The organism is Pectobacterium parmentieri (assembly GCF_001742145.1).
GTDB classification, from domain to species: Bacteria; Pseudomonadota; Gammaproteobacteria; order Enterobacterales; family Enterobacteriaceae; genus Pectobacterium; species Pectobacterium parmentieri.
Genome location: NZ_CP015749.1, coordinates 3886012 through 3903118, shown reverse-complemented (window position 1 = coordinate 3903118; position 17107 = coordinate 3886012). Strand labels below are relative to the sequence as shown.

General features: G+C 52.1%; 10 protein-coding genes and 2 pseudogenes. All 12 read left to right on the top strand.

The genetic code is table 11. The features are described 5' to 3' along the window. Positions 1-140: 140 nt before the first annotated feature. On the top strand, positions 141-2702 hold the full coding sequence (locus A8F97_RS17720) for a DUF5682 family protein (RefSeq protein ID WP_033072349.1): 2562 nt from the start codon (positions 141-143) through the stop codon (positions 2700-2702). Beyond that, complete coding sequence (locus A8F97_RS17715) at positions 2702-3841, top strand: VWA domain-containing protein (RefSeq protein ID WP_033072348.1); 1140 nt, start codon at positions 2702-2704, stop codon at positions 3839-3841. The genes A8F97_RS17720 and A8F97_RS17715 overlap by 1 nt, the downstream gene beginning before the upstream one ends. Then, on the top strand, positions 3838-5910 hold the full coding sequence (locus tag A8F97_RS17710) for an SWIM zinc finger family protein (protein ID WP_033072510.1): 2073 nt from the start codon (positions 3838-3840) through the stop codon (positions 5908-5910). The genes A8F97_RS17715 and A8F97_RS17710 overlap by 4 nt, the downstream gene beginning before the upstream one ends. 293 nt (positions 5911-6203) lie before the next feature. Then, positions 6204-7391 carry a sugar transporter gene (locus A8F97_RS17705; protein WP_012821980.1) on the top strand — a complete coding sequence of 396 codons (1188 nt, stop codon included), beginning with the start codon at positions 6204-6206 and terminating at the stop codon, positions 7389-7391. A 43-nt stretch (positions 7392-7434) separates the two neighbouring features. Then, entirely contained in the window at positions 7435-8337 is a 903-nt protein-coding gene (gene fieF / locus A8F97_RS17700; RefSeq protein ID WP_012821981.1) for a CDF family cation-efflux transporter FieF, read from the top strand. 207 nt (positions 8338-8544) lie between these two features. Continuing rightward, positions 8545-9507, top strand: coding sequence for a 6-phosphofructokinase (gene pfkA, locus A8F97_RS17695; RefSeq protein WP_012821982.1), 963 nt, complete (start codon positions 8545-8547; stop codon positions 9505-9507). Between the two features lie 450 nt (positions 9508-9957). Further along, complete coding sequence (locus tag A8F97_RS17690) at positions 9958-11790, top strand: type VI secretion system Vgr family protein (RefSeq protein WP_069704190.1); 1833 nt, start codon at positions 9958-9960, stop codon at positions 11788-11790. A gap of 23 nt (positions 11791-11813) precedes the next feature. Continuing rightward, a pseudogene (locus tag A8F97_RS24805) lies at positions 11814-12098 on the top strand (type VI secretion system PAAR protein); the annotation flags it as partial. Positions 12099-12339: 241 nt separating this feature from the next. Then, positions 12340-13230: a DUF6402 family protein gene (locus A8F97_RS17680; protein WP_033072345.1), complete on the top strand. Its 891-nt coding sequence runs from the start codon at positions 12340-12342 to the stop codon at positions 13228-13230. Beyond that, positions 13227-13652, top strand: coding sequence for a DUF6201 family protein (locus A8F97_RS17675; RefSeq protein ID WP_014701463.1), 426 nt, complete (start codon positions 13227-13229; stop codon positions 13650-13652). Before A8F97_RS17680 ends, A8F97_RS17675 begins: the two co-directional genes overlap by 4 nt. A 17-nt stretch (positions 13653-13669) precedes the next feature. Beyond that, a pseudogene (locus tag A8F97_RS17670) lies at positions 13670-16062 on the top strand (RHS repeat-associated core domain-containing protein); the annotation flags it as partial. 334 nt (positions 16063-16396) lie between these two features. After that, the gene (locus tag A8F97_RS17665; RefSeq protein ID WP_033072344.1) at positions 16397-17065 is read left to right on the top strand and encodes a hypothetical protein; all 669 of its coding nucleotides are present in this window, start codon (positions 16397-16399) and stop codon (positions 17063-17065) included. Positions 17066-17107 lie beyond the last annotated feature (42 nt).

Sequence of the window (17107 nt, the reverse complement as noted above, 5' to 3'; positions counted from 1 at the left end):
GAAACACAGGGATGAGGTTCCCGCAGGGACACCTCTCCCTGTGGTCGCTCCGTGTATCTCGGCTTTTGAACGATCGGCATTAGGCTGTAGCCCATTGTTACCGATTACTTCACGGACTCTTTTCATGAGGAAACGCGCCAGTGAGTCTCTCGAACATCGTACTGCCCGCACGGATGAAACAGGCGCTGGCAACATGGGATTTTTTGCAGTCGCAGCAGATCTATTTCGCGCCGGTGCGCCACCATAGCCCTGCTTGTGCCTATGGTCTGCTGTCATTGATTGAAGATATCCATCCCGATCACATCCTGATTGAGGCACCGGTCAGTTTTAATCACTTATTGCCTGATTTGCTTCACCCTGACGCGAAGCCTCCCATCGCGGTGATGGGACAGGCCGACGTTCAATCCCGTGAGCCGCAAGACGGTGAAACGCCGCAAACGGCTACGCGTAGCGCTTTTTTCCCTTTCTGTGACTACTCGCCCGAATGGGTGGCTCTGCACGCCGGGCATCAACACCGCGCGGCATTGCGTTTTATTGATTTGCCGTGGGTTGAACAAATCACGATTGAGGAACGTCAGGATGATGTCAGCCAAAGCCTGCAAGCAGAACGCTATCTCGCCCACAGCCAGTTTATTTCAGCACTCGCTAAGAAATGCTATTGCCGCGATCACGATGATTTATGGGAACATTTATTTGAATTACGCTCGATTGAGGCACTGAGCGACTGGCAGCAGCTTTTCCGCGATACGCTGGTTTGGTGTGCGCTGGCACGACTGGATTATGAGCCTCAGGTTTTGGAGGCTGAAGGTTCCGCGCAGCGTGAGGCACATATGCTTGCCGCTATCATGCAGGTCCGTGCTGAAAACCCGACGGGGAAAATTCTGGTCGTCACGGGTGGTTTTCATTCTCTGGCGCTGCTCGAAGGGTTGTCTCATGACGGTAAGTCATTCAATGTTTTCACGGATGCCGCGCAAAAGCAGTACCAAAAACAGCTTAAGCAGGCAGAAAAAGATCACGCGTGGCTGATTCGCTATAGCTTTGACAGATTAGATGCGCTCAATGGATATGCATCCGGCATGCCTGCGCCCGCTTACTACCAGCGAAGCTGGAAAATGCTCATGGCGCAACGGAGCGATCGGCGGGCGGAAAAGGCGTTGCCGCCGCTAACGACTCAGGAATATCGTAATAACATGGGGATGCGTTTTTTGTCTGAGGTTGCCAGCATGCTCCGTGCTAAAGCTTTTGACGATCCTCCCAGCTATATCACGGTAAAAAATGCAGTAGAGCAGTATGTTCAGCTTGCAGCATTGCGCGGGCATGACGGCCCTGGCCGTTACGATCTGCTGGATGGACTACAGAGTAGTTTTATCAAAGGCAGTATTGATGATGCGCAGAGTGAACTGTGGCTTGAGATCCAAAAAACATTTTCCGGCTATGCGCTAGGACAGATTCCGGCCGGCAGTGCGACGCCCCCGCTGGTCGATGAAACCTATCGGTTAGCGAAATATCACCGCTTTAAACTTGATGACACGCTCGTCAAACAGAGCCGCTTGGATATCTATCGCAACCCGCAGCATCGTGCTCGCAGCCGCTTTCTTCATCTGCTGAGCTTCCTTGAAGTCGGATTTGCGACGCGCAGTAACGGCCCTGATTTTTTGGGCGGTCACAATCTCGATCTGCTATTTGAAGAGTGGCACTATGCGTGGACGCCGTCGATCGAAGGGCGATTGATTGCGCTCTCGGAGAAGGGTAGCCAGCTCGAAGCGATTGCCATCGATAAAGTCGTCTATCTGGAAAAACAGTTAGAGGAGCAAGGGCAGAATCGGTCGAGTAAAAATGCGGTACATGTGCTGATTCAGGCGGCGCTATTGGGTTTACAGTCGCGTTTAGCCGGGCTATTTCGTTTATTGCATGACGATATACACAACGATTTTCGCTTAGATTCACTCGTTGAATGCGGGCACAGCCTGATTCATCTATGGCGCGGGCGTGATTTTCTTGGCTTACGCAATCAGCCTGAATTAACGCAACTCTTGTTTACGTTGGTTCCGCAGGCATTGTTTTGTTTACCGACCATCACGGCCGGCGATGAATCACAGCAGGAAACGCATTTTACGGCACTGCTTGCCCTGCGTGAGCTGATTGAATTTATGCCTACGCTCGACCCTTCCAGCACCGCCAGTCGCGATTTTTACCACCAATTGCAGCAGATCTCCCCAGAGCTAAAGGACGTGCCGTTATTAAAAGGGGCGGTTGATGCGCTGCGCTATCTCGGTGACGACATTGATGAGCGCGCCCTTGATGACAACCTATCGAGTGTCTTTAGTCAGGGGAGCGATCCTGAGCCGGCGGTGCGCTATTTCGTGGGATTAATGCGCGCGGTTCCTGAGCTAATCATCAAGACACCGCATTTAGTCGATAAGCTAAATATGTTGATTTCGCAGTGGGATGACGATCGTTTTCTGCATGTGTTGCCTGACCTGCGTTTTGCTTTCAGCCAACTCACACCGAAGCAGAATGCGACGTTAGCGAGCTATGTTGCGGAGCAATGCGGCTTCTCTGAGCCGGAAATGCATCTTTGGCAAACGGACTTCACGGAGCAGGAGATGCTACAGACGATGCAGTTAAACCAGCGGCTGCAACAACAGCTAGCGGAAAACGATTTACTGTCATGGTACGAGAAAGAGAAGGGCCCAGCTTGATGAGCGCTCATGACGATAAAGAAAAAAATGGCAAACGCTGGCGCTTGATTCTGGGCCACTATGCCGATGAGGCATTAGGCAAGGCGGCATTTGATGCGCAGGACCTGAAAGTAGAACGCACACTGGATTATCTCTACCGCCGTGAATATCAGCGCCGTGGTCTGAAGCAGGAAGGAGGGCGGCACGGTTCTTTGGATCAGTCTCAACTGACGGCGGTGAATTGGCTCAATCAGGCGCGTAAATTATTCCCCAGCAGCACGTTTGAACGGATGCAGTCACAAGCGATTGAACGCTATGAAATCACGCATTTATTCAACGATCCGCAAGCTCTGCAAGCCATGGAACCTACGCCAGCGCTGGCTAAGGTGCTACTGAGTTTGCGTGGCCGGATGAATGAACAAACGCGTGAAGCGGTACGTGACATTATTCGTAAGGTGGTTGATGAGATATTACGCACGCTGAGGCCGACCTTTACGAACGCGCTTACCGGTCGCCGTAATCGATTCCGACGCTCGCCGATCGCCAGCAGTCAAAATTTCGACTGGCGTGCCACGATTGCGGCCAATCTTAAGCATTTTGATCGCGAGAAGCAGCGCCTGGTGATTGAAACACCGCATTTTAATTCGCGCATGCAGCGGCATATGCCGTGGGATGTCATTCTGTGCGTCGACCAGAGCGCTTCGATGTCCAGTTCGGTGATGTACGCGGCGGTTTGCGCCAGCATTCTGGCGACGTTGCCTGCGGTGCGGGTTTCTTTAATCGTGTTTGATACGCAGGTCGTGGACTTGTCGCATCTTGCCCACGATCCGGTCGAGGTGCTGATGACGGTGCAACTCGGGGGCGGGACGAATATTGCGAAGGCCATGCAGTATTGCGAACAGCACGTACAAAATCCGAAACGTACTATCGTGGCGTTAATCAGTGATTTTGAAGAAGGTGGTGCACTGAATCACCTGCTCAGTTGTGTGCAGCGTATGCATAGCCAGCAAATCACGCTGTTAGGATTGGCGGCACTGGATGAGGCGGCACACCCGGTCTACGACGCGGCAATCGGGCAAAAATTGGCCGATCGCGGCATGCATGTTGCCGCGTTAACGCCGGAGCATTTTGCGCAATGGTTGGCGGAGGTGATGCGATGAGCTGGCAACGCCTCTACCTGAATTATGATGAAGACGCGCTGAGCGTTTTTGCCAATGTGGGTTTACTACGCCGAGCCAAAAAAGATCTGGCGGGCGACAAGGTGATGTTGGTGACTGACGCGGGGCAAGAAGGACATTTTGCCAGCGATGGTCAGCAGGTGGTGCTTGGTGCGCAGGGGATACAAACTGCACGGTGCGATTGCCCGGCTACCGGCTGCTGTAAGCACATTTTGGCGGCGGTGCTGTGGTTACAAACCCATGCTGAACGGGGGACGGAGCAAGCGGCTGTCCTCTCTGCGGAAACGGTAGCACCACAGATAGACGTGCTTGCTGAGATCTTACGGCTTGATCCTGATGTCTTAATGAAGCAGGTCGGTAAAGTGCAAACGCGGCAGGCGGCGCGATTTGTACAAATGTGGGCGGAAGAATCGGTGAGGACGGAGTCGCTGCCAAACCAGCTTAAAATTTATCTGCCAACGCTGGAAAGCCCCGTGATCTATCTGGCCGGAACGGGGATGACCGGCATGCTGTCGGATTTCTTACGTGAGAAGCAGCCTGCCTTGCATCTTGCAACCATTGCCCGACTCTTTGCCGAAAATCAGCGCGTCTGGCCGTGGCCAGAGGATTGCTTCGCTCAGGAATCGAGTGAGAGGGCGTTAAATGCCGATGAGCAGGCACTGATTACCATGCTGAATGCGTTTATCCATGACGTTATGAATCAGGGTCTGTCGCACATCAGTAAAAGCAGCGCGCGACAGCTTCATTTGCTGAATATGTCCGCTCGTGCGGAAGGATTACCGCGATTGGCGGGCTACCTGCGCACGCTGAGCGGGCAGGTCAGCCTATTAGCGGATAGGCATTACAGTTTGGAAGAGCGTGATGTCCTGCTGTTTATTGCCCGTCTGTCGGCGTATTTATTCCAGCTTGAGCAGGCGAGCCCCGAACGCTTGCTGCTACTGCGTGGGCAGGTGCGGCGGCAGTATCAACAACAACCTGAAGCACTATCGCTTGTGCCGTTAGGGGCGCAGTGGTGGGTGACAGAGGGGGGGGCACGAGGAGCGACCTTTTCGTTTTGGGAGAGTGAAAATCAGCAATTACTGCATTGCACGCAAGCGCGTGCCGATCGCCATGATGTAACGTTCAGCCGGCAGGGTGTGTGGCAGGGTCAGGCTATGTGGAAACAGTTGGGCGAGTACATCATGCGAGCCCCGTTTACGCTGCACCACCCGCGTTTTTCTGACGACGGGAAATTGGCCGCTGGCGGTGAAAGCTACGCGAACCTTGATGGTACACCGTGGCCTGCTGCTGCGTATGCGCAGTGCAAATCGACGGCGGGTATTGCCGACTGGTCGCAGTTGTCTCGCTATTTTGAGCAAGAGAATCAGGATTACCCACAGCCTCTGTTGCTACATATGCATCGCTATGAACCCGTGATCTGGCATGAGGTAGAGCAGCGTATCATCTGGCCAGTATTTGACGACGCGAATAATGCGCTGCACCTGAGCCTCAACTGGAAAAAGGCGCAGCACCAGCGTATAGACAGGCTCAAACAGGCTACTCAACAAAAATGGGAGATTGTGGCGGTGCTGGTTCAGCCTCGTCGTCGTGGGAATGATATCGATCTCCAACCCTATTCTCTGTTGGTAAGGGAGAGCGGGATAGTGAAGGCGTTCTGTCTGGATTTTCAGACCATCAAAAGTGAGAAGAAAGCGCTGGGTTTTATCAGTTATATCCAAACCATGCTGGCTGAGAAGAAGCAGAAAAAAACGGTGCTGCGTCCACCGATGACGCTGGCACAGCGGATTTGTCAGCCGATCCTGGATGTGTTGGATACACAGGCCTGCACCGGGCGTCGGCATTTAACCGCAACGCAAAGAGAGCAGTTGCAACACGCCATGAAAACCGCCAATGAGCTGGGCCTAACGCTTGTTGAGCGCGCGTTGTCGCACTATTTAGCACAGCCCCAACCGCAGGTTGATAGCCTGCTGAGGGTTGTCTTTCTTTGCGACAGGCTCCAGCGTTTTCAAAATGGTTTACCGATTGTGTTGCGCCAACCTTCATCGGCGTAACGCCGCTTTCTCGACCAAAGCTGGATAAAAGTAGAGCAAGAAAGGCACGAAAAAAGACAGCGTAAGGGCGTGGTAACGCGTAGAATATGAGCACCAAAAATGATGCTCATGAATGTTCCCTTACCTGTCTTCAGGCTTTTGGCTGACATCCTCATAAAAGCACGCTGAAACACCGTTGACAGTTCGCCGATTACATGGCGGTGTCATACTTTCCCTGTACTATTGCTTCACCGCGCTAGCCTCTGCCATGACAGAGGGCGCATTCTTTTATTTTAACTTTTGATATCAATACCATGACCCGTTCTCCTCGTTCGACCGCCTGGTTACGCGTCGTCAGTCTTTCTCTGGCGGCATTCATTTTTAACACCGCTGAGTTTGCTCCTGTTGCACTGTTGTCAGACATCGCTGCCAGCTTTTCCATGAGCGCCGCGCAGGTTGGGCTGATCATTACGATTTATGCCTGGGTGGTTGGGCTGATGTCGCTGCCCTGCATGCTGTTGTCCAGCGATATGGAACGACGCCGCCTGCTGATCAACATCTTTATCCTGTTCGCTATCAGTAATGTGCTGTCCGGTCTGGCCTGGAATTATTGGGTACTGGTCATGGCCCGTGTCGGCGTGGCGCTGTCTCATGCGGTATTTTGGTCGATTACGGCATCGCTGGTGGTACGTCTGGCCCCTGCGGATAAAAAAGCGCAGGCACTGAGCCTGCTGGCGACCGGGACGGCGCTGGCGCTGGTGCTGGGCTTACCACTAGGGCGTGTGGTTGGGCAGTCTCTGGGCTGGCGCGTAACGTTTGTTATTATTGGCTTGCTCGCCGCGGTGATTATGCTGGGCCTGATGAAGCTCCTGCCCGTGTTGCCGAGCAGCAATTCTGGCTCGCTAAAGAGCTTGCCTCTCCTGCTGAAGCGCCCTGCGCTGCTGTGCGTGTACGGCCTGACGGTCATGATCGTAACGGCGCATTTTACCGCTTACAGTTACATTGAGCCGTTTATCCAGAAAGTGGCGTTGTTGAGTGAAAACTTTACGACCATCCTGCTGTTGATTTTTGGCGGTGCCGGAATCATCGGCAGCATGTTATTTAGCCGCTACAGCAGCAAATATCCGGCGGGTTTCCTGATTGTCTCATTCGCGTTTCTGGCGGTGTGTTTACTGCTCTTGTTACCTTTGTCATTCAGCGGTTGGAGCCTGTCGACGCTGTGTATCATCTGGGGGATCGCCATTATGGCGTTGAGTCTGGGTATGCAGGTCAAGGTGTTGACGCTGGCATCGGATGCAACCGATGTGGCGATGGCGCTCTATTCGGGGATTTATAATATTGGGATCGGCGGTGGGGCGCTGCTCGGTAATCAGGTCATTACCCATCTTGGCTTGCCCGACGTCGGCTATATGGGGGCGGCGATGGCGGTGCTGGCGACGATGTGCTGTATTTTTACGTTTGTTCGTTATTCCCGTGTGTTAAAAACGTCATTAACGAGCTGAAGCCGGGCAACGACCCGGACGATCTGTTTTTTGTGAGGACATGATGAATCCACACTATGCGCGTTTGGTGACACTGGCGGCGGTGAGCGCAACGGCCGTGGCGCTGGTGCTGTTTGTGATGAAAGTGTTCGCCTGGTGGCATACCGGTTCGGTGAGCCTGCTGGCGTCGCTGGTCGATTCGCTAATGGATATCGCCGCATCGCTGGTTAACCTGCTGGTAGTGCGCTATTCGTTGCAACCAGCGGATACTGAGCATGCGTTCGGCCACGGTAAGGCAGAATCACTGGCTGCGCTGGCTCAGAGTATGTTTGTTTCTGGCTCGGCGCTGTTCCTGATCCTGACGGGGCTGCAACATTCTCTGGAGCCCCAGACGCTACACGCGCCGGAAGTGGGCATGTGGGTGACGCTTATTGCACTGCTGGCTACGCTGCTGCTGGTCTCGTTCCAGCGCTGGGTAGTTAAACGCACGCACAGTCAGGCGGTACGGGCGGACATGCTGCATTATCAGTCCGATCTGTTGATGAACGGTGCGATTCTGCTGGCGTTGGTACTTAGTTGGAAAGGCATTACGCGTGCTGATTCCCTGTTTGCGTTGGGGATCGGCGGCTATATTTTATATAGCGCGTTACGTATGGGGTATGACGCGGTGCAGTCGCTGTTGGATCGCGCGCTGCCGGAAGATGAGCATCGCGCTATTGCCGAGGTGATTGTGAACTGGCCGGGTATTCGCGGTGCACACGCATTACGCACCCGGCGCTCCGGGCCAACGCGCTTTATCCAGCTACATCTGGAAATGGATGACGCCCTGCCGCTGGTTCAGGCACATCAGATTGCCGACGATCTGGAGCAGGCATTACGTAAACAGTTTCCGGGGGCTGACATTATGATCCATCAGGACCCGGTTTCTGCCGTGCCGGAAAACCAGCGTGGCAGGTTGGCGACGTAGGCGACGGTATTTTCAGCATTTAGTGCTAAAAACGTGATAGGCCATGAAAATTTATGCACAATGTAGCCTGACCTGAATCAATTCAGCTTCGGGTGTTTGTTATAATATGCTAATAAAAGAACAAGGCGTTGCTGCCTGCGTAACAGCGGCGGTGAATTTACGATAGAAGAATCCTGCAAAATTACATCTACAAGTCCAGAGGTTGTCATGATTAGAAGAATCGGAGTGTTGACGAGCGGTGGCGATGCACCAGGTATGAATGCGGCAATTCGGGGTGTGGTTCGTGCTGCACTGTCTGAAGGGCTGGAGATCTACGGCATTTATGATGGTTATCAGGGCTTGTACGAAGATCGCATGGAGCAGTTAGATCGCTACAGCGTATCGGATGTGATTAACCGTGGCGGTACGTTCCTCGGTTCAGCGCGTTTCCCACAGTTCCGTGACGAAGCCGTGCGTCAGGTGTGTGTGGAAAACATGAAGAGACGCGGCCTGGATGCACTGGTCGTTATCGGCGGTGACGGTTCCTATATGGGTGCCAAACGTCTGACGGAAATGGGTTTTCCCTGTATCGGCCTGCCCGGCACGATCGATAACGACGTAGCGGGAACGGACTACACCATCGGTTACTTTACCGCGCTGGAAACCGTGCTGGAAGCGATTGACCGCCTGCGAGATACCTCCTCTTCTCACCAACGTATTTCTATTGTTGAAGTTATGGGACGCCACTGCGGCGACCTGACGCTGGCGGCAGCGATTGCCGGTGGCTGTGAATTCATCGTCCTGCCGGAAGTGCCGTTCAGCCCGGAAGATCTGGTCTGCGAAATCAAAGCGGGCATCGAGAAAGGTAAAAAGCACGCGATTGTCGCGATTACCGAGCTGGTGTGCGACGTCGATGAACTGGCGAAATATATTGAAAAAGAAACGGGGCGCGAAACCCGTGCAACTGTACTCGGCCACATTCAGCGCGGCGGGTCGCCGGTCGCGTATGACCGCATTCTGGCCTCTCGCATGGGCGCATACTCGATTGAATTGCTACAGCAGGGCTACGGTGGCCGCTGTGTCGGTATCCAGAATGAGAAAATGGTGCATCATGACATCGTCGATGCCATCGAGAACATGAAACGTCCGTTCAAAGGCGACTGGTTGGATACGGCGAAAAAACTGTTCTGATTGCCCTGATTTGGATCGTATAGAAGTCGATGCCCTCGTTAGATGACGGGGGCTAACGATATCGTCGATATGACGTTGGAGAGACTTGCCGACTAAACGGAAAATTGCCGGCAGGTAGGATGGACGTCCTACCCTCACGTTATTAATTTGAATGAAATTGTTTTGATTTTAATTAATTTTTTCGTCTGATTTTATCCCCGTCCTTGTGTAATTAGAACTCAACGCATCTTGCTATCCTTTCTGTGTTTGTCTTTCAAAAAGGGAATTTTGGCAAAGATGTCACATAGAGCGCCTTCATTATTTTTCATACCGTCCCTATTCCGCTACTCGCTTGCCCCCTGCAGCGTGCACACGCTGCTGTCGAAAGGTAATCCTATTTAACGGGAATTTTCTGCACTGAGTCATGGCTCATGCCATGCCTGAGTGTGGATGACAGAATCAGGAGGACGTGTGGCCAACAGTACAGGATTGCAGTTCACCGTGAAGGTCGGCGCATTACCGGCCTCGACGTTTGCGGTGGTGGATTTTCAGCTCAGCGAGGCGCTTAACCAGTCGTTTTCCCTGTCCCTCAATCTGGCCAGCGCCCTGCCGGATGTGGATTTTGGCGCGGTGCTGGACCAGCCCTGTGAGCTGCTGATTTGGTTCGAAGGCGAGTTGAAGCGACGGGTCAGCGGGATAATCAGCGGCTTTGCCCAGGGTGACACCGGCTTTCGCCGCACCCGCTATCAGGCGGAAGTGCGTCCGGCGCTGTGGCGACTCGGCTTACGCACCAACGCCCGCATTTTTCAGGCGCAGAAGCCAGAGGCGATTATCGGCACCCTGCTGGAAGAAGCCGGGATTACCGACTACGCCTTCTCGTTACGTCATGACCATGCCCCGCGTGAATACTGCGTGCAGTACCGGGAAAGTGATTTGGCGTTTGTCACCCGACTGGCCGCCGAGGAAGGCTTGTACTTCTTCCACGAGTTTGAGGAAGGCAAACACCGCGTCGTCTTTGCCGACGATGCCGGGGCGCTGGCCAAAGGCCCTGAACTGTTCTTCAACCTCGCCACGCAGGGGCTGAGTGAAGGCGAATATGTCCACCGTTTCCGCTACGCCGAGCGGGTCAGCATCGCCGAGGTGGCGCTCAAGGACTACAGCTTCAAAACCCCGGCCTATGGCCTGCTGCACAAGAAGATGAGCAGCGAACTGGCACACCAGCGTGAAAACTATCAGCACTTTGACTACCCCGGACGCTTTAAAAAAGACCCGAGCGGCAAGGCGTTCAGCCGCTACCGGCTGGATGCACTGCGTGCCGAGGCCATGACCGGCGCGGGGGACTCCAACGCCGCGATGCTGATGCCGGGCAACAGTTTCATGCTCACCGAGCACCCCAACCTGCCCCTCAACACTGGCTGGCAAGTGGTTGCCATCACCCACAGCGGGCAGCAACCGCAGGCGCTGGAAGAAGAAAGCGGCGGCGAACCGACCACCTACAGCAACAGCTTTGAGGTCATCAGCGCCAAAACCACCTGGCGTGCGGACCTGCCGTACAAGCCTATGGTCGATGGCCCGCAGATTGCCACGGTGGTGGGGCCGGCCGGTGAAGAAATCTACTGTGACGAATACGGCCGCATCAAGCTGCAATTTCCGTGGGACCGCTACGGGGCGAGCGACGACCAAAGCTCCTGCTGGGTACGGGTGAGTCAGGGCTGGGCGGGCGGCCAGTACGGGCTGATAGCCATCCCGCGCATCGGCCATGAGGTGATTGTCAGCTTCCTCGAAGGCGACCCGGACCAGCCGATAGTGACCGGCAGAACCTTTCATGCCACTAACCGCCCTCCTTATGAGTTGCCCACCCACAAGACGCGTACCGTTCTTCGTTCAAGAACGCATAAAGGAAAAGGCTCTAACGAACTGCGCTTTGAAGATCAGTCTGGACAGGAAGAAGTATTTATCCACGCCCAGAAGGACATGAACACCGTGGTGCTCAATAACCGCAGCACAAAGGTGAACATCGACCACAGTGAAAATGTGGGTCGTCATCAGACAATCATGGTTGGCGAAAATCAGGGAACAGAAATCAGAGGCACCCAGAGGATTACGGTGGAAAAGGGCCGCAAGACCGAAATCACCACGACTGAAGAGCTGACCGTAACCGGAGATATTACCGTGCTGTCAGCCAGCGGCACGATCAAATTATCTACCGCTGGTGGATATATCTCTATTGATAATGCTGGCGATATCAACATTGTCGGCAACCACCTGATGCTAAATGGCGTACGCATCGATTTGAACCAGTAGCGCGAACATTTAAGGATAAATAGGTGGCAAGAAACGCAGCTAAAGTGGGTGATATCGGTACCGATCATGACGGATTTCCGTCAACACCAATTATTGCCGGCTCATCAAATGTGTTTATTGATGGAAAATCAGCGGCAAGGGTAACCGATCCGTTGGAAGAGCACAGTAAACAAGGTAGTCCTCCCCATCCCCGTCACATTGCCAGTGGCTCCAGCACGGTATTTGTCAACGGTCTCCCACTGGCCATCACTGGGGGCACGGTTGACTGCGGCGGCGAAGTGGTTGGTTCTGGAACCGTATTTGTGGGGGATAACGCACCAGATCAGTCCGAACTAATTTCACTGTCAGGGTTGTTCAACGAGCACTTTTGTCTGACAGATAACTGGAACAATCAGCCATTCGAATATTTTGCTTATGGCATAATAACTGCGCATAACCAGTTCGAGGGGATGACTGATGAAGCTGGGAGAACTAAATATCTACGTGGATTGCATGAAGAAGACATCTCACTAGATTATATTTTCCAGATAAAAGTAGGGATACGCTAAAATGGTAGTTGCAACGTCTAAAACTTCACCGACTTCAAATGCTGAAGGGAAAAAAATCGATGTTGACGTTTTTCACATCGACCAGATACCCGATGCCATGGACAAAATGGGTTGGAAAATAGCACCTCAGCTAATGAGGCATTGGTTTAGCCTCAGTCCAGCGGACAAATGGACAACTGATCGAAAAAATTCACTTCTTAATACAGATGCCAGAACATTAAAAACCAGTGAATATAATGATAGTATTGTTAAAATGGATTGGGCGTTAAGATACTCACAGGTATATGAAAAATATGAATATTTAATAAAAAACTGGAATACCCCAAAAGGCATAGAACTTCTTAAGTATAGATTAAAGTCATTGGGATATGTTCCTGGGGAATCTATAAAGCTAGGATATAATGATAGTGCAATAGTATTGGATGCATCGGCACAAGTTAATATAATCCAGGTTGGCAGCACTATGGATACAATAAATGATTGGTATGGTGCCATAGGGAAAGCCAATCTTAAAGTTGCAGTTCGTGGTTATACATCCGTTTACGAAAGAAAACCTATATTTGTACTTGAGGCCATAGGCACATACATTAAGGATACTTATGATTTTGTTGATGAAAAAATAATGGACTCTATCGATATAGAAAAACCAGAGCCGCTAGGGGTCTGGGGTAAAGATTATATTCTTACAAAAGCAGAAACGGCAATATATTTATCATCATATAGCGCAGGGTTGTTTGGGTTTCTGGCAAGAGAATATTTTGGCTTTGTTCCTGTATGGAATTCAGATTTTAGAAAATGGCAGGATAAGCATAACTCAGGATCGGATTTTATAGTTTTTTCTGATGTTTTCTGGACCCTTCCATCTGAAAATAAAAGGATGATTTTTTTATGAAAAAAAAACGACTGGCAATTTATCTTCTTTTATTTTCTTACATTGTCATACTCTCTCCAGTTTCTTTTAATTTAACCTATAATAAAGTCGACGAATTTTACTCAAAGGATAAACATTATAAAGCTGTTATTTACAATCCATTTCCTTTTAGCCCGCTGTGTCTTTATCATATTTTTTCTATTGATGGACCTGCAGTTTATATCGTCCTATATGATAGGGACGGAAAATATATAGGCCAATCATCACCATTTTATTTTATTAATCGCTACGATCTGAACCCAATTCTTTTTGTTTTTCCTGATGATGAATCTGAAGGAGAAAAAGATAACTTTAACTTACTCATTGACGGCTATGGAAATGCCTTCAAAATTAATATTTATCAAAAAACTTGGTGGAGCAAATGGTTTAGTTTGTTTTATTAACCTTACATTAAATACAGCGCATGGATGGCGACCATCAGGGACGCTGTATCTACACCACCTGTGCCGATGGCTACCTGACGGCGAATTTCGAGTACCTGACTGACCGCGTGGTGATGACTGACGGGCTGGGGCAGCGCCATGAATACGGTTTCAACGACCTGTACCTGATGGCGTGGGAAAAATCCCCGCTCGGCCATCTCACCCGCTATGAGTATGACGATGTGGGCAACCTGCTGCGGGAAATTTCCCCGGCGGGTCGGGCAGTGGAATTTGCCTATCTCGGCGACAGCGGGCTGGTCAGCACCTTTACCGACGGCAGCGGCCACGCGTGGCACTATGCCTATGGCGACCACGAGCGACTTATCGGTATTACCGACCCGCTGGGGCGCCGTTGGGTCTGGCAGTACGACAATAACGGCAACCCGCTGAGTCTGACCGGGCCGGATGCGAGCGAAGTCCGCTTTGCGTGGAACCGCTACGGCCTGCTGACCGAAGTGAGCGACCAGAATGGACACGTGCAGGCCAGCCTGTTTTACGACCACCGTCAGCGCCTGCTGAGCGCCACCGATGCGGAAGCCCGCACTCAGCAACTGCGCTACGACCAGCAGGACAGACTCACGAGCTGGACACGCCCGGATGGGGCAACGTATCGGCTGGGTTATCGCCGGGCAAGCTGGCGACTGCCGGAGCAACTGATACGCCCGGACGAGAAAGAGGAAAAACGCCAGTACGACAAGCATAACAACCTGCTGAACTACACCGACGGCAACGGTGCGGTCTGGCAGCAAACCTACGGCCCGTTCGACCTGCTGACTTCACGCACCGACGCCGAAGGCCGCATCTGGCAGTACGACTACGATAAAGACAGTCAGCAACTGATTGGTGTCACCGCACCGGATGGCAACCGCTGGCAGTGGTGGCTGGATGCCGATGCGCGGGTTATCCGTGAGCGGGACATGGCCGGTACGGAAACCCACTACGGCTATGACGAAGACGGGCACTGCATCAGCGTGCGCAATGGCGAAGGGGAAATCCGCCACTTTCTGTACGACGGGCGCGGCCTGCTTATCAAAGAAACCGCGCCGGACGATACGCTGTATTACCGCTATGATGCGGCCGGTCGACTGACCGACGTGACATCGACCACCAGTCATGTCCAGTTGGCGTATGACGAGCGTGACCGGGTGGTACAGGAGCATAACAGCGGCACGGCAATCCGACGCCACTATCAGGACGCATCGCACACCGTTACCCGCAGCCTGCACTGGGAAGGCGAAGAGGACAGCGCGGCACTCACCAGCACCTTCCGCTACCGCGCCACGGGCGAACTGCATCAGGTGCAGTTGCCGGATGGCGCCGAGCTGACACTGACTCACGATGCGGCTGGGCGGGAAGCCACCCGCCACAGCCCGGGCGGTTTTATACAGCGGCGTGAATACGACACGATGGGCTGGCTGACGCGCGAGATGAGCGGGCAGACGGTAGACGGTCGCCTGCAGCCGGTACAGACGCGGGAATACCTCTACGACGGCGCGGGTAACCTGACGGGCACCCGACGCAACCGCGAAGCGGCAGGTTACCGACTGGATGCCAGCGGACGGGTGCTGTCGGTACTGAGCGGTGGTGGAGGGCGCACCGTCAACACCGAAGAGCAATACCGCTACACCCGCAGTGGGCTGCCGCAGGATGCGACAAGGCTGACCGACTGGCAGGCCGGACGCCTGACCCAGCAGGACAACACTCACTATCAGTACGACAAGGCCGGGCGGCTCATTCGCAGGCAGGTGGTGCAACCGGGCTATCGGCCACAGGTGTGGCACTACCGCTGGGACAGCCGCAACCAGTTGCGGGTAGTGGACACGCCAAACGGTGAACGCTGGTTCTACCGCTACGACCCGTTCGGACGGCGCATCGGCAAACGCTGCGACCAGACAGCCGAAGCTATCCGCTATCTGTGGGACGGCGACCAGATAGCCGAAGTACGGCACTATCGCGACAATCAGCTTGTCAGCCGCCGCCACTGGGTGCACAACGGCTGGGAGCTGCTGGTGCAGCAGCGTCAGAACGCCGACGAAAGTTGGGAAACGGACTTTGTCACCAGCGGCCATAACGGTGAACCGCAGGCTATTTTCAACCAGACCGGTGAACTGCGCTGGCAGGCCCCGCGCGCTAACTTATGGGGCCAGCGCTATACGGGCAAGGCTGAAAAACACGATCCAGGTCTGGCCTTTGCCGGGCAATACCGTGACGACGAAAGCGGCTTATGCTATAACCGTTTTAGGTATTATGACCCGAGCGGTGGTTGTTATATCTCACCTGACCCGATAGGGGGGTTGGGGGTGAGAGTAATTACGGGTATGTCCATAATCCGCTCGATTGGGTTGATCCGTTTGGGCTTGCTGGTTGCAGTGCGAGATTATCGAAAAAGGCTCAACAGCAGTTATTTGATGCATACAAAAGAAGACGAGGAGGGACAGAAACCCTCAGCTACATAAAAATGCAGTCAGGCGCGACACTGCGTATTAGTACTGAGTATCATCATGTTTTTATAACTCAGCGATTGCAAAGAAGATTTAATCTTCCTGACTGGCTGGTTAACAATTGGGTTAATGTGTGGAAAGTTAATACTATTCAGCATTCTTTGATTGATAAATATAGGTTTAAATTCCTAAAAAAAGAAATCAAACCCGATGTGGGTTGGTTTAGTAAATATAACTGGTTTACTCGGTTTTAAGGAGTTGGTTATGTTTGATATATTTAGAGTTAACAATGATAGGTCTATAGTCGAGCAGTTATTCTCCCTAGTGCTCAACAAAATGCCTAGTGAATATGAGCATTATTTGAAGCAAATAAAAGAGGGTGTAATTCGCCGCCTTCTTTCAGGAGGGGGAGGGATGCCTAATTACATTGCAGTCACTTACAATACAAAAATATCATCTTTGTATGAAAGAAAGCATGAAAAAGGTTTTTCTATTTCTGGGGTGACTGTTTTTGATAAAAAATCAAGGAGGAATGTTGTACTAGAGTTTTATTTTCACTCTGGTCTCGTGGCTGGAGTTAATGCTGATATAAACATAAAAAAATGTAGTTTTGATGTGGATACTCTAAATATTGATTCGAGTAGAGTAAAATACGAAAAATCGAGTAAGGAAGTAAAAAACTCTTTAACAGAGTTGGGTATTTTAAAATTTAATGAAAGTGAGGTCCATGAGGTTTTAGTAGGTAAAGATCTTATGATCTACTTGCGCGATTTGGAAGATGGAGATTTCTTGGCTATTAATCAGCATGGGTTTTATATAGTGAGTATTGGTTCCAGAGAAGCGTTTAAGGTGTCCTCAGTCTATTTTGATGAAATAAAGAAGGAATATCTCCATTTGTCATCTGAACGAATATATTCATACCTTCCTGATTAAGCTAGCTGGAGGCAACTGAAGGCCTAATCCGTCGAATGGGTC

Bases quoted from the DNA above. Each gene is read 5' to 3' on its own strand.
- A8F97_RS17665 (WP_033072344.1), top strand. From the start codon at position 16,397: ATGTTTGATATATTTAGAGTTAACAATGATAGGTCTATAGTCGAGCAG.
- pfkA (WP_012821982.1), top strand. From the start codon at position 8,545: ATGATTAGAAGAATCGGAGTGTTGACGAGCGGTGGCGATGCACCAGGT.
- A8F97_RS17675 (WP_014701463.1), top strand. From the start codon at position 13,227: ATGAAAAAAAAACGACTGGCAATTTATCTTCTTTTATTTTCTTACATT.
- A8F97_RS17680 (WP_033072345.1), top strand. From the start codon at position 12,340: ATGGTAGTTGCAACGTCTAAAACTTCACCGACTTCAAATGCTGAAGGG.
- fieF (WP_012821981.1), top strand. From the start codon at position 7,435: ATGAATCCACACTATGCGCGTTTGGTGACACTGGCGGCGGTGAGCGCA.
- A8F97_RS17715 (WP_033072348.1), top strand. From the start codon at position 2,702: ATGAGCGCTCATGACGATAAAGAAAAAAATGGCAAACGCTGGCGCTTG.
- A8F97_RS17705 (WP_012821980.1), top strand. From the start codon at position 6,204: ATGACCCGTTCTCCTCGTTCGACCGCCTGGTTACGCGTCGTCAGTCTT.
- A8F97_RS17710 (WP_033072510.1), top strand. From the start codon at position 3,838: ATGAGCTGGCAACGCCTCTACCTGAATTATGATGAAGACGCGCTGAGC.